13 protein-coding genes are annotated in these 12933 nt (G+C 70.5%); 7 read left to right on the forward strand and 6 right to left on the reverse strand.

The annotated features are described in order from the left end of the window. Positions 1-106: 106 nt before the first annotated feature. Complete coding sequence (locus tag EV186_RS15745) at positions 107-292, reverse strand: helix-hairpin-helix domain-containing protein (RefSeq protein WP_133849958.1); 186 nt, start codon at positions 290-292, stop codon at positions 107-109. A gap of 44 nt (positions 293-336) precedes the next feature. On the opposite strand from EV186_RS15745, the gene uppS reads away from it, so the two are divergent. Then, positions 337-1077 carry a polyprenyl diphosphate synthase gene (gene uppS / locus EV186_RS15750; RefSeq protein ID WP_133849959.1) on the forward strand — a complete coding sequence of 247 codons (741 nt, stop codon included), beginning with the start codon at positions 337-339 and terminating at the stop codon, positions 1075-1077. A 67-nt stretch (positions 1078-1144) separates the two neighbouring features. Here uppS and EV186_RS15755 read toward each other — a convergent pair whose 3' ends face one another. From EV186_RS15755 to EV186_RS15765, 3 genes are all read right to left on the reverse strand, one after another. Next, positions 1145-3754, reverse strand: coding sequence for a glucosidase family protein (locus tag EV186_RS15755; RefSeq protein WP_208115609.1), 2610 nt, complete (start codon positions 3752-3754; stop codon positions 1145-1147). Next, positions 3751-4782, reverse strand: coding sequence for a LacI family DNA-binding transcriptional regulator (locus EV186_RS15760; protein ID WP_133849960.1), 1032 nt, complete (start codon positions 4780-4782; stop codon positions 3751-3753). The genes EV186_RS15755 and EV186_RS15760 overlap by 4 nt, the downstream gene beginning before the upstream one ends. A 214-nt stretch (positions 4783-4996) precedes the next feature. Further along, complete coding sequence (locus EV186_RS15765) at positions 4997-5395, reverse strand: histone-like nucleoid-structuring protein Lsr2 (protein WP_133849961.1); 399 nt, start codon at positions 5393-5395, stop codon at positions 4997-4999. 231 nt (positions 5396-5626) lie between these two features. Between EV186_RS15765 and EV186_RS15770 the strand changes: the two genes are divergently transcribed. Continuing rightward, complete coding sequence (locus EV186_RS15770; protein WP_133849962.1) at positions 5627-6301, forward strand: VC0807 family protein; 675 nt, start codon at positions 5627-5629, stop codon at positions 6299-6301. Then, positions 6298-7215, forward strand: coding sequence for a hypothetical protein (locus EV186_RS15775; RefSeq protein WP_133849963.1), 918 nt, complete (start codon positions 6298-6300; stop codon positions 7213-7215). The genes EV186_RS15770 and EV186_RS15775 overlap by 4 nt, the downstream gene beginning before the upstream one ends. Here EV186_RS15775 and EV186_RS39435 read toward each other — a convergent pair. Then, positions 7212-8306 carry a class E sortase gene (locus EV186_RS39435; protein ID WP_243754052.1) on the reverse strand — a complete coding sequence of 365 codons (1095 nt, stop codon included), beginning with the start codon at positions 8304-8306 and terminating at the stop codon, positions 7212-7214. The genes EV186_RS15775 and EV186_RS39435 overlap by 4 nt on opposite strands. 342 nt (positions 8307-8648) lie before the next feature. Between EV186_RS39435 and EV186_RS38925 the strand changes: the two genes are divergently transcribed. The 4 genes from EV186_RS38925 (at position 8649) to EV186_RS15795 (ending at position 11872) form a co-directional block, all read left to right on the forward strand. Next, positions 8649-8798 (forward strand): hypothetical protein, encoded by a 150-nt coding sequence (locus EV186_RS38925; protein ID WP_166659186.1) that lies wholly within the window; start codon positions 8649-8651, stop codon positions 8796-8798. Between the two features lie 108 nt (positions 8799-8906). Then, on the forward strand, positions 8907-9281 hold the full coding sequence (locus EV186_RS15785) for a hypothetical protein (RefSeq protein WP_133849964.1): 375 nt from the start codon (positions 8907-8909) through the stop codon (positions 9279-9281). A gap of 598 nt (positions 9282-9879) precedes the next feature. Next, positions 9880-11007 (forward strand): glycoside hydrolase family 3 N-terminal domain-containing protein, encoded by a 1128-nt coding sequence (locus EV186_RS15790; RefSeq protein ID WP_133849965.1) that lies wholly within the window; start codon positions 9880-9882, stop codon positions 11005-11007. A 31-nt stretch (positions 11008-11038) separates the two neighbouring features. Beyond that, entirely contained in the window at positions 11039-11872 is an 834-nt protein-coding gene (locus EV186_RS15795; RefSeq protein WP_133849966.1) for a GH25 family lysozyme, read from the forward strand. Positions 11873-11919: 47 nt separating this feature from the next. On the opposite strand, the gene rarD is transcribed toward EV186_RS15795, so the two are convergent. Continuing rightward, the gene (rarD, locus tag EV186_RS15800) at positions 11920-12846 is read right to left on the reverse strand and encodes an EamA family transporter RarD (protein WP_133849967.1); all 927 of its coding nucleotides are present in this window, start codon (positions 12844-12846) and stop codon (positions 11920-11922) included. Between the last annotated feature and the right edge of the window lie 87 nt (positions 12847-12933).

The following is a 12933-nucleotide window of genomic DNA, read 5'->3' on the forward strand; positions in this document are numbered from 1 at the left end:
GAACGCCTGTGCCAGCGATTGAACACGATCACGACGGACCTCGCCCGCGCCCGCGAACCGCCTCCGCACCTGCGGCTTGGCCGTGGTGTCGGGCCCGCACCTGCGGTCAAGGGGCGAGCGACTTGCCCTGCGCTGCGAGCGCCTCCTTCAGGATGCCGAGCGCCTTCGGGCCCATCCCGTGCAGCTTCTTCAGTTCTCGTTCGCTCACGCCGTCGAGCTCGGCCAACCCGCCGTACCCGGCATTGGTCAAAGCCCGCGTGGCCGGCTGACCGATCTTCGGCCACTCATCCATCGCGACTCCCTTCGTCGAGGTCGCGGCGACGCTACCGTGGCGGGGTGACAATCCGACGCATCGCGGAAAGCTGGTACCTGCGGCGGCTGCGCACCCAGGTCGGCGCGGTCCCCCGCCACGTCGCGGTGATCATGGACGGCCACCGGCGGTGGGCCCGCGAGCGCGGCCTCGACGTCCAGGAAGGCCACGCTCGCGGCTTCGACCACGTGGCAGACCTGCTCGGCTGGTGCGCAAGCGCGGGCGTCGAGTACGTGACGGTGTTCTGGGCCTCGATCGACAACCTGCGCAAGCGGTCGGACGCGGAAGCCGACGCCCTGATGCTGGTCATCGAGCGCGTGATCGGCGAGCTGGCGGCGCCGTCGGTCGGCTGGCGGATCGAATCGGCCGGCCGCCTTGACCTCCTCCCCGACCGGACCGCACACGCGATCAAGGACGCGGTGGAAGCAACACACACCATCAAGAACCGCGTTCTGACCGTCGCCGTCGGCTACGGCGGCCGCGAGGACATCGTCGAAGCGGTGCGCGCCCTGCTCGACGACGCCGCCGCGGACGGCCGTTCGCTGGCCGAACTGGCCTCGACGATCACTCCGGCCGACATCGCCCGCAACCTGTGGACCGGCAACACCCCGGACCCGGACCTGGTGTTGCGCACCAGCGGCGAGCAACGGTTGTCCGGATTCCTGCTGTGGCAGTCGGCGCACGCGGACCTGCGGTTCGTGGACGTCTACTGGCCCGGCTTCCGCGAGATCGACTTCCTGCGCGTCCTGCGCACCCGCCGCAGCTGACGGTCACGCGAGATCGCGAGCACGCGCGGAGCGCGGGCCGACTCCGCGCTCCGCGTGGTGCTCACGCCTACCGGGTGGTGATCACCACGGATGCCTTGTCCCCCACGGGAACCCGGATCTCCAGGCCACGCGAGGTCGGCACGGCGGTGAACTGGACCGCGTGCCCGTTCACCGTCACCCCGGCCACCCGGGCGTCCGCGGGCAGCACCGCCCCCGCCACCACCGAGGCGTGCAGGCCGGCGGACCGCACGTCGGTCCGCCACACCTTCCCGTTGTGGGACGCGGACACGTCCACCGAACCGCGGCCGAGCACGATGTCGTTGCCCGCCACGCGGTTCTGCCCGGCGGGCACCTGCGGCACCACGAGCACCTTGCCGCGGCCGAGGTCCGGTGACACACCGAGTTGCTGGTGCACCACCGGCCACAGCACGCCGTAGGTACCCCACGCCTGCAACGCCATCGACCGCGTCGTGAACGAGTGGTCGATGTTCGCCGGGAAGTCCGGTGACGGCGCGATCTCCGGCATGGCGCCGGGCAGCTCCCAGATCGACGGGTCGAGCTGGATGCGTGCGTTGCCCGTGGTGTAGCGGCCCTGCTGGTCGGCGGCGAGCCGGCCGTAGTTGCCTTCGGCCACGGCCATGATGGAACTGTTCAGCGAGAAGATCTCCCGGTCGCTGGCCACACTGGACACCACGCTGTCGCACGACGCACCCGGGTTGCCCTTCGGATCCGACGTCGGGCCGGTGCCGGTGTGGTAGAGGCCGAGATCGCCGGTGTAGCACGGGGTTTCGCGTTGTTGCAGCGCCGTCAGGCCGTGCTCCGCTGTCGACAGCGGCGACGTCGACCCGTCCGGCTTGGTCAGCTCGACCTCCATCGGGGTCACGCCGATCCAGTGCCGCTGGAAGATCTTCGTGTTGTCGTTGGCCGGATCGGCCACGTCGTCGATGGAGTCGGCGTAGGCCTTCGCGTCGCCGCCGTACCACCACTGGTCGTCGAAGCGCTTCTCCAGGTCGTCGGCCTTGCCGGTCGCCCACGCCGCCGTGGCGTGGTCGCCCTTGCTGGTGGCGAGGTCGGCGAGGTCGCGCAGGCCGCGGTCGAGGTAGACCGTCGAGTCCAGCTTCTCGCTGCCCATGCCCGGCCGCTCGACGTTGGCCAGGCCTTCGGGCCAGCCGTCGTGGTCGGCGTCGAGGTGGTCGTAGACGTAGTGCAGGTTGCGGGTGGCGAAGTCGTACATCTCGTCGCGGAACCCGTTGTCCCCGGTCCACCGCCACACCAGCGCGACGATGCTGGGGAACTTCACCGTCTCGTCGGTGTTGCCGGCGTCGGCGTTCGCTCCGAAGTAGACGTCCCCAGTGGACACGACCTCGTGCGCGACCTTGCCGCTGTGGTCGTTGAGCACCTCGCTCACGTCGCGCAGCGCGCGCATGTGGTCCTTGACCACATCGGACTGCCCGGCGGCCACGGCGGCGAACGCGGTGTACTCGCCGTCGGTGGCGAAGAGCCAGGGGTAGTCCGGGAATCCGGCGCCGTACCAGCGCGCCTTGGCGACCGTGCCCTTGGCCGGCGGGTACGCGGTCCCGGCGTTCACCGGCCGCACCTGCAGGTCGCGGGCCTGCTGCACCGAGTCGGCGAGGTTCTGCTTGCTCCACTCGACGCTCTGCTGCAGCAACCGGTCCCCGGGCAGGTCCACCGACGTGTGCGCGGCGACCTGACGGCGGGTCGCGAGCACCTGGCCGAGCGCCTTCTCGGGGTCACGCAACGCGGCGGCCACGGTCGCCTTCGCGTCGCCGACCCCGGTGTCGCCACCGCCGACGGCGAACCACACCGTCTGCGCCGTGCCCGCCTTCAAAGACACCTGGTAGTCCAGCTGTCCGCCGGTGCCCTTGCCGAACGGCGAGTCGTCGCAACGGTAAGGCGCGTCGCCGGTGGCCGGGCACACCACGGCGGGATCCTGCGGGCCACGGTGGTCCTTGCCGAGCTGGTGCCCGGACGGCGCCCGCGAGCCGGCCACGACGGCCGCGTAGTCGCGCTTGGCCTGCCCCGGCGGCGTGCCGGTGTCGGTGAAGACCAGTGCACCGCCGGCGTAGGCGCCCTGGTCGGGGGTCTCGTCGGTCGCGCTGGGCGTCGTGCCGCCCCACGGGTACGCGGGCATCAGCTCGGAGTGCGCGTCCACGGCCAACGACACCGTGCGCGAGGTGGCGCTGCGCAGCGTCAGGCCGACCACGACCGCACGCGACCCGGCGGGCACGAACTCCACGCGACCCGCGTCGAGGCCACTGCTGTGGTAGTCGAAGCGCTGGTAACCCCAGCCTCGGTGATAGGCCGCCGCGGGCACGTCCTTGCCGAGCCACGAACCGTTCACACCGAGCCAGAGCCCGTCGAGCAGCTTCACCGGCGGCGTCCAGTAGCCGCCCATCTCGCCGAGCGTGTGCCACCCGGTCGCCGGGTAGAGCCCGGTCTCATCGCCCATCGCATAGGCGCGTTCGCCGGAGACGAGCGCGCGCCGGTCGGCCAGCCGCGCGGTCTCCGACATCTCCCGGGTCGGGTGCCCGGCCAGGACGCCGGGCATCACCTGGCCTGGTGTCGCGGCCGCCGAACTCGCCGCCGCGGCGGTGGTGAGAGTCGTGGTGAGCAGTGCCGTGCACACCGCTAACGCGGCGCGTGCCGTGCCTTTCATGTCACGCTCCTGGCCGTGGGGGTGGGGATCGGGGCGCTCGCCCTGCTGACGATCTCGCCACGCAGGAGCACCCGGACATCGTGGTGGCCGTCGCCGCCGACGAGGGAGCGCACGAGGGCCTCGGCGATCCGTTCGACCGGCTGGCGCACGGAGGTGAGCCCCGGCTCGACGACCGAGGCGAGCATGGTGTCGTCGAAGCCGGTGACCGCGACGTCCTTGCCGGGCACGAGGCCGCGCCCGGCCAGCTCCTGGCACACGCCGAGCGCGAGCACGTCGCTCACGGCGACCATCGCGGTGGGCGGGTCGGCCAGGTTGAGCAGCCGGCGCGCGGCGGCCCGGCCGTCGGCCATGGTGTCCGCGATCGCGCGCACGACCAACGGGTCGCCGTGCGGCAGCCGGTGCTCGGCGCATGCGGCGCGCCAGCCACGCAGCCGGTCCTGCATCGCGCCGATGCCGTGCCACCACCCGAGGAAACCGATGCGCTGGTGGCCGAGGGAGACCAGCCCGGTGACGATGTCGTGGATCGCCGCGGCGCCGTCGACATCGACCCACGGGGCCGGCTGCTCGCCGTGCGCGGGCCACGTCCGGCCGAACGAGGCGTAGCGGATCTTGCGCTCGGTCAGCCAGCGGTGGCGCGGGTCGTCGTCCACGGCGTCGGAGAGCACGAACGCGTCGACCGCCTGCTGCGCGACGAGGTTCTGGTAGGCGGACATGTCGCCATCGCCCGCCGTGAACAGCAACACGTGCCGGTTCACCGCCTCGGCGGCATTGCAGAGCGCGTGCAGGAAGGTGTCCATCAACGGACCGGCGGGCCGGGACGGGACGCAGTACCCGATCAGCTCGGCGCTGCGGGTCTTGAGGCTGCGCGCGCTGCGGTTGGGCCGGTAGCCGAGGGCTTCGACGGCCGTGAGCACCTTGGCCATGGTGCGCGGGTCGACCCGGTCGGGCGCGTTGAACACATTGGACACCGTCTGCCGGGACACGCCCGCGCGAGCGGCGACGTCCCGCACCGTGGGCGACGACACCATGGGTCGCATCCCTCCCCGACGAGGTATGTTTGACCGTTCAAACAGGCCGCTACTGTTGTCTACGCCACGTCCGCTGTCAACCCCCGGAAGTCGGATTCACGCAGCGTTGATCGCTCGCGAAATACCGACAATCGGCAACGCCCATCAATTCGGGCACAGACACAAGTGTGCCGGGTATCGGTCGTCGATACCCGGCACCACAGGTGCTCGACATTCAGCCGGAGAAGGCGGTCTTCGCGCGACCACGACCCTTGGCCTTCGCCTTGGGGGCGGCCTGGGCGGCTTCGTATGCCTCAACAATGGTCGACGAGAGTCGGCCACGTTCCGACACGTCGTGACCGTTGGCCTTGGCCCAGTCACGGATTGCTTTGGTCTCCTCGCGACTGCGGGCGTCGCCGGACTTCGCGCCAGGGACATTGCGGCGGACACGACCGCCGGTGCGCCGGGCGGAGGCGATGAAACGCTCGAGCTCGCCGCGCAACGAGGCGGCATTCTCCTCGTTCAGGTCGATCTCGTAGTTCACGCCATCAAGGCTGAACTGTACCGACTCGATGTCGCCATCGGTGGAACCGTCCAGGTCATCGATCAACTGGACGATGGTCTTCTGGGCCATGTGCTACCTCATACAAAACGGCGGTTTTGAGGACAGGCGAACCATATCAGGCTTTGCGCCGACCGGTCTCCACGGCGGCACGGGTCACATTTAACCGCACAACAAAAGCCGGAATTCGGTCCGGGCCGGACCGTCCACATCGCACACCCGGGCCCCGGCTCGGTTGACAGGCCCGTCGCGTCGGTGGTTACATACGAGACGAGACGGTCTAGTTTTGTATAGGAGAAGGACATGGGGATCGCGGTGGGCGACGAGACGCGGGTGGCCACGGGCAAGCGCAAGCGCGGCGTGCTGGGGTCGTGGCTGGCCTTGGTGCTGGACGGCGTCATACCGCTGGCCGGCTACTACCTGCTGCGCCACTACGGGATGAGCATGACGATGGCGCTCGCGCTGACCTCGGTCGTGCCGGCCCTGCGGGTGATCTGGGTGGCGGTGCGGGAGCGGTCGACCGAGCCCCTGGCCACCGCGGTCCTGCTGGTCACGGTCATCAGCATCCCGATCGCGTTGATCGGTGGGTCGCCGCGCCTGTTGCTGGCCAAGGAGTCGATCGGCACCGGGCCGGTCGGGCTGTGGGTGATCGTCAGCGCGTTGCGCGGCAAGGGCGCGATGACCGAGCCCTACCGCGCTTTCCTGGTGCGGTCCGCACGCGCCGCGGACGCGTGGGACCGGCTGGTGGCCGGCAACCGCCGGTTCCAGCGCTCGGTGCGGAGCATTTCGCTGGTGTGGGGCATCGCGCTCGTCGTCGCGTTCGCCGTGCACCTGCTGCTCGCGATGACGCTGCCGATCGACACGGCCGTGTGGGCAACGGGCCTCGTCGTGCCGGCCATGGTCGTGGTGGCCTCGATCTGCACCGGACCGATCACCGGCTACCTTCAGGACGAACTGAAGAAGGGGGCGGACGCGTGAGGTTCGGCGTTTATCCACTGGGGGTCGTGGGCGGGCCGGACGGCGTCGTGAGCGGCCCTCCGGACGACATGAATCGGGTCATCGCCGCCCTGACCGAACTGCGGGGCGACAAGGCACCCGTCGTGCCGCGCATGTACGTGCCGTGGACCGGCGACGATTCCGCGGCGCGGTTGGTGGCGCAAGTCGCGGGCGTGCCGTGGGATCTGGTGCTTTGCTACCGCCACGAGACCGGTGACGCGGCCGGGTTCGCCGAATTCGTCGCGGACGTCGTTCGCGCGCACGGCGACACGCTGGATTCGGTGCAGGTGACCGGCGAGCCCAACATGGGCGCAATGCCGTTCGCGGCCGACGGCGCGTTCCCGGACGTGGTGCCCGCGATGGTGCTCGGCGTGCAGGCCGCGGCGGCCGCACGACGGGACGGGCAACCGGTGCGGATCGGTATTGGTCTGGTGCCGTCGGAATTCGAGGATTCCGATTTCTGGTCGAAGGTGGCGGCTTGCGACGCGCCGGCGTTCGCCTCGGCCCTCGACTACGCCGCGCTCGACATCTATCCGGACGTGTTCGGCGGACGGGTGCCGCTGGAATCGGTGCCGGACGTGGTCGAGGGAATGGTCGGCCGATTTCGCGCCACGCTGACCGAGTTCGGCGTGCCCGCCACGACGGAGCTCCGGATCGGCGAGAACGGCTGGCCGACCGGCGCCGACCGGCCGGAAGAGCTGCAGGCCGACGTGCTCGAGGCGGTCATCAGGACGTGCCACAGGCTCGAGGTGGGCCGCTGGCAGCTCTTCGCCCTGCGTGACGCGAACTCCTCCGGAGCCACGCCGTTCCACCACTTCGGCGTGCTGCGCGACGACTACTCCCCCAAGCCGGCCTTCCACCGGTTGCGCATGCTGATCGAGGAACTGTCCGACTAACTGGTCTCCTGCAGTTCCACCGGCAGCTTGCCGCCGAGCTGGGCCTTGGTCCAGTGCTTCACCAGCACCGCGTGCACGATCATGCGCTGGGCGTTGGAGAACTTCGGGTGGCACGTGGTCAGGGTCAGCAGGGCCTTGCGGTCGTCCGCGGGCACGGCCGAGTCCGGCTGGCCCGGGATCGCGTCGACCACCTCGCCCTGCGACGGGTCGACGATGGTGCGCCCGGTGGTCTTGGCGTAGGGGCCGGTGAGCCGGTTGACCTTCTGCTCGCCGTTGGGGCCGCGGCAGAGCGGGTTGTTCGCCCAGCCGGTGCTGCCGTCGTCGAGCGGGAGCATGCGGTAGACGTACCAGTCGCCCTTGGTCTCGACGATGATCGCGTCGCACGGCTCGACGAGGTCGATGTCGTTGAAGGGAGCGCCCTTGCCGACCCGGTGACCGGCAACGGCGAAGTTGCCGGGCTGGCCGGGCAGCTGCGAGCGCGTGTAGTGGCCCGGCCCGATGGCGAGGTCGTCGTCGGTGGTGCCCTCGATGATCGTGAACTTGTAGTCCTCGCCGAGCGCCGGGATGTAGAGCTTCGCGATGCCCTGCCCGTCGGCGGCACTGAGGTGTTCGGTGCGCCCGTCGTCGACGGCGCCGCCCTGGTTCCACTGCTGATCAAGCGCGGCGGTGGCATCGGCCTGGCGGCCCGCGGAGATCAGGTCGGTGATCCACACCTCGTAGACGACGAAGAGGAGCACGACCATGCCGGCGGTGAGCAGGATCTCGCCCGCGAGCTTCGCGTAGGCGGAAACCTTGTCCTTGGGTGGTTCCTCGTCGCCGTCTTCGTCGTAGTAGTCGTCGTCTTCGTAGTAGTCGTCGTAGTCGTCGTCGTAATAGCCGTCGTCGATCCGGTCGATGAGATCGGTCGGCGCGTCCGCCACCCGCGAGATCAGCTCGGTGGGACGTTCCGACGGCGGCAAACCGTTGCCCCGCCCGGAGAGCAGCGGCGGCTCGCCCTCGGGGAGGACGGGCCCCGGCGCCGGCGCCGGCCGCCCCCGGTCGACCGGGGCGACCACCGGCAGGACGGCTTCGGTGGGTGCGTCGGCACTCACCGGGCGGCCGTGCCGACCCGACACCGGCACGTCGGCGACGACTGGGCCATCGAGCGAACCCGAGCGCCCCCGGTCGGGACGGCCTTCCGGGGCCAGGTCCGGGTCGTCCAACCGGCCAGAACGACGATCCGCCGAGTGACCGGTTCGCGGCGTACCGGGCTCGGGGCTACCGGCCACCGGCGGCCGGCCGTTCCTTGTCATGTAAGGCGGAATCGGGTCCGCATCGCTCGCATCGGGCGGCACCGCGCCGGGAGCGCCAGGGCGACCTGTGCTCGACCGACGGCCAGCCGCCGGAACCGGGGCGCCAAGGCGGCGGCGACCGGCCTCCGGCGGACGACCGGTTTGCGCACCGTCAACCGGATCGCCGTGCCGGCCGAAGCCGTCTTCGGGCAGGCGCCCGCTCTGCGGTCGATCAACCGGACCGCCGTGCCGACCACCCTCCGGCACGCGACTGTTCGAGCGACCGTCGACCGGATCGCCGTGACGGCCTAAGCCGCCTTCGGGCAAGCGACCGTCCGAGCCACCATCGATCGGACCGTCATGACGACCAGAACCGCTCTCCGCCGAACGACCGTCAGGGCGGCCATCGACCGGGCCGCCGTGCCGGCCGAAGCCGCCTTCGGCCGAGCGGGCGTTCTGCGCTGCATCAACCGGACCGCCGCGCCGACCAGAACCACCCTCCGGCACGCGACCATTCGAGCGACCGTCGACCGGCCCACCGCGACGGCCGAAGCTGTCTTCGGGCAAGCCACCGTCAGGGCGGCCCTCAACCGGACCGCCATCACGGCCAGAACCACCCTCCGGCACGCGACCATTCGAGCGACCGTCGACCGGGCCACCGTGGCGGCCGAAGCTGTCTTCGGGCAAGCGACCGTTCGAGCCGCCATCGAAGGGACCGCCGCCGCGCCGACCAGAACCACCCTCAGGCGAACGACCGTCAGGGCGGCCATCGACCGCACCGCCGTGGCGACCTGAGCCGCGGTCCGCGGTGCGACCGTTCGGAGCATCCGCCGGCGGGCGACCGTGGCGGGCTTCGCCGGCCGGCTGGGGACGTCCGTCGCGGCCGGCCGCCGAAGTATCGGGCTGCCGGGCGGGGCGGGGACGCGGGCTGGGACTTGGACTGGGGCTTGGCTTGGGGCCTGGACTGGGGCTGGGGCGCGGCGGGCCCGCCTGGTCCTGCTCCACGGCGTCCACCTTCGGGAACTCGTCGGTCGGCTGGTCGCCGGGCGGTTTGCGCTGGCCTTGCGGCTGGCCGGCGCTACCCAGGGACCCCTTCTGCGGGGCGAGCCAGCGGTCGGGGCGATGAGCGCGCGGGCCTGCCCGGTGCCTGGTCGGCCGATCCACCACTTCCCCTCCCCTGACCGGTCGCGAGACCTCTTGTGCATACGAGCATGTCATGCCCCGCACAAAGGACCTGTGAACCGGTCAGCCGGCTCACTGTTATACGTCCGCCGACCGCGTCCGGTTGCCCGCCAAGAACGACCGTGAAGTTGCTCCGGTTGGAAACTTTCAAATTGGTGTCCCCCACGGTTATTCTGTGTTCACCGTCACTCTGCCCCGAGGAGGCCGGCCCATGAGCCGCGCGCGACGCACGATCCGATGGGGAGCCGCGATCGCGGCCTTGGCGCTTTCCGCGACGGTGGCCAACACCGTCGCGTCCGCTGCCTCCGCCGATGCATCAGCCACCCCGCTTGCCCTGACGTCCCAGCAACTCGCCGGCCAGCGGGTCATCTACTCCTACCCCGGCCTGACCCCGCCGCAGTCGCTGTTCAACGACATCCGTGCCGGACGTGTCGCCGGGGTGATCTTCTTCGGCGAGAACATCTCCAGCACGACGCAGATCGCGGGCGTCGTCCAGCAACTGCGCGACGCCTCGGCGCAAAGCCCGGTGCAGCAACCACTCCTGCTGATGACCGACCAGGAGGGCGGCCAGGTGCGCCGGCTGCCCGGTGCGCCCGTGTTGTCGGAAAAGCAGGTCGGCCTGTCGAGCAACCCGCCGCTCGAGGCGACCAACGCGGGCACCGGCGCCGGGCAGAACCTGCGCAGCGCCAAGATGAACGTCAACCTCGCCCCCGTGCTCGACGTGTACCGCACGGCGGGCGACCTGATGGACCAGTACGGCCGTTCCTACAGCCAGGACTCGGCCACCGTCGGCGTCCTCGGGCGCAACTTCATCCGCGCGCAGCAGGCCACCGGCGTCGCCGCGACGGCCAAGCACTACCCCGGGCTCGGCGCCGCGTCGAGCACCCAGAACACCGACACCCGCGCCGTCACGCTCAACGTCTCGCTGTCCGACCTGCGGACCAAGGACGAGCCGCCGTACTACGCCGCGATCGACGCCGGCGTGAAGCTGGTGATGGTGTCCTGGGCGGTCTACCCGGCGCTGGACTCGAGCAGGCCCGCCGGTCTTTCCCGCACCATCGTGCAGACCGAACTGCGCCACAACACCGGGTTCCAGGGCGTCACCATCACCGACGCGCTGGAGGCGGGCGCGCTGCAGGCGTACGGCTCGACCGGCAACCGGTCGGTGCTGGCCGCCGGCGCCGGCATGGACCTGATCCTCGCCTCGGCGCGGGACGTCAGCCAGGGCGAGGCCGCGGTGAACGCGCTCGCGGCGGCGTACGACAACGGAACGTTGAACCAGGCGGAGTTCACCGCCTCGGTCAACAGGATCACGGCCCTGCGATCCACCCTGCCGTGATTCTCCTTGCGAGGGCACAGAAAGGATCCACATGAAGTTGTCGGTCCCCGTCCGGAGGCGGCTCTTGGGCGCCGTCACCGCGGCGGTCGCGTTGGGCGCGACGCTGGTCTGCACGGCCACCGCGGGCGCGTCGTCGAGCAACGCACCGTCGGTCGAACCCGATCACGCGATGGGCTGGAGCATCCGCGCCCATGAGGGTGTGGCCGGGAAGCCGGCGCCCAGCCTGCTGGCCACCCAGACCCCCGGCCTGGACGTGAGCCACTACCAGGGCTCGATCAACTGGGCGACGGTCAAGGCGAACGGCGCGAAGTTCGCCTGGATCAAGGCCACCGAGGGCACGAGCTACCACGACCCGTACTTCAGCCAGAACTACCTGGCCGCCTACAACCAGGGCATCATCCGCGGCGCCTACCACTACGGGCGGCCGGACGTGAGCAGCGGAACCGTGCAGGCCGACTACTTCGCCAGCAACGGCGGCGGCTGGTCCCGCGATGGCCTGACCCTGCCGGGCACGCTCGACATCGAGTGGGGCACGGCCGGCGAGGGCGGCGACTGCTACGGCAAGTCGCACTCGCAGATCGTGCAGTTCATCCTGTCGTTCTCCAACGAGTACCACGCCCGGACCGGCCGCTGGCCAGTCATCTACACGGCGACGAGCTGGTGGACCGAGTGCACCGGCAACACCGGCGACTTCTCCAGCACCAACCCGTTGTGGGTGGCGCGCTACAGCACGAGCGTCGGCACGCTGCCGTACAACTGGGGCTACCAGACCGTGTGGCAGTACGCGGATTCCGGGATCTTCCCCGGTGACCAGGACCGGTTCAACGGCGACTACAGCCGGGTCCAGGCCCTGGCCAACGGCTGACCGGAGGTGGTGAAGGCCGTGGGTCCCGGCGGGGTCCACGGCCTTCGTCACGTCGCGGTGGCGGCGACCGGTTGCTCCTGGGCCAGGATCGTCCGCTTCTCCTTGCGCCGCACCAGGAGCGACTCCGCGGTGATCATCGCCAGGGCCAGCCAGACCAGGCCGAAGCCGACCCACCGCGCGGTGGTCATCGACTCGTGGAACACGACGAGCCCGATGGTGAACTGGATGCTCGGCACCAGATACTGCAGCAACCCCATGGTCGTCAACGGGACGCGGGTGGCGGCGGCGCCGAAGCACAGCAGCGGGATGGCCGTGATGATGCCGGTGCCCGCCAGCGCGATCGCGTTGCCGAGGCCGAAGTGGCCGAAGGTCGCGTGGCCGGCGAACCCGGTGATCAGCAGGTAGCCCAGGGCGATGGGTGCGAGCAGCACCGTCTCGACCGTGAGCCCCTCCACCGTGCCGACGTCGGCCTTCTTCTTCATCAGCCCGTAGGTGCCGAACGAGCACGCGAGGGTCAGCGACAGCCACGGCACCTGGCCGTAGTCGAAGGTCAGCTCGACCACCGCCGACGCGGCGACGGCGAGCGCGAGCCACTGGAACCAGCGCAGCCGCTCGCCGAGCACCAGCACACCGAGCACGATGGTGACCAGCGGGTTGATGAAGTAGCCGAGCGAGGTCTCCACGACGTGGCCGGTCAGCACACCGAGGATGTACATGCCCCAGTTGATCGCGATCACCACGGCGCCGACGGCCAGGAACCGCACCTTGCGACGGTCGCGCGCCAGCACGCGCAGTTGTGGCAACCGCCGCGTCGCCGCGACCAGGATCGCGACGACGATCAGCGTCCAGACGATCCGGTGCGCGAGGATCTCGAACGCGCCCGCGGGGGCCAGCAACTGCCAGTAGAGCGGGAAGAAACCCCAGGACAGGTAGGCCAGGAGGGCGAGCACGAACCCGCGCCGCTGCTGACCCACGGCCTGCCTCCGATCATCCCATGACTGCGCCGCGCCCAGTGTGGCATCCGGGAGCCGGGGTCCGGTACGCGAGCCTCGTCACGCCCT

This window comes from Labedaea rhizosphaerae (assembly GCF_004362825.1).
In the GTDB taxonomy this organism is placed as follows: Bacteria; Actinomycetota; Actinomycetes; order Mycobacteriales; family Pseudonocardiaceae; genus Labedaea; species Labedaea rhizosphaerae.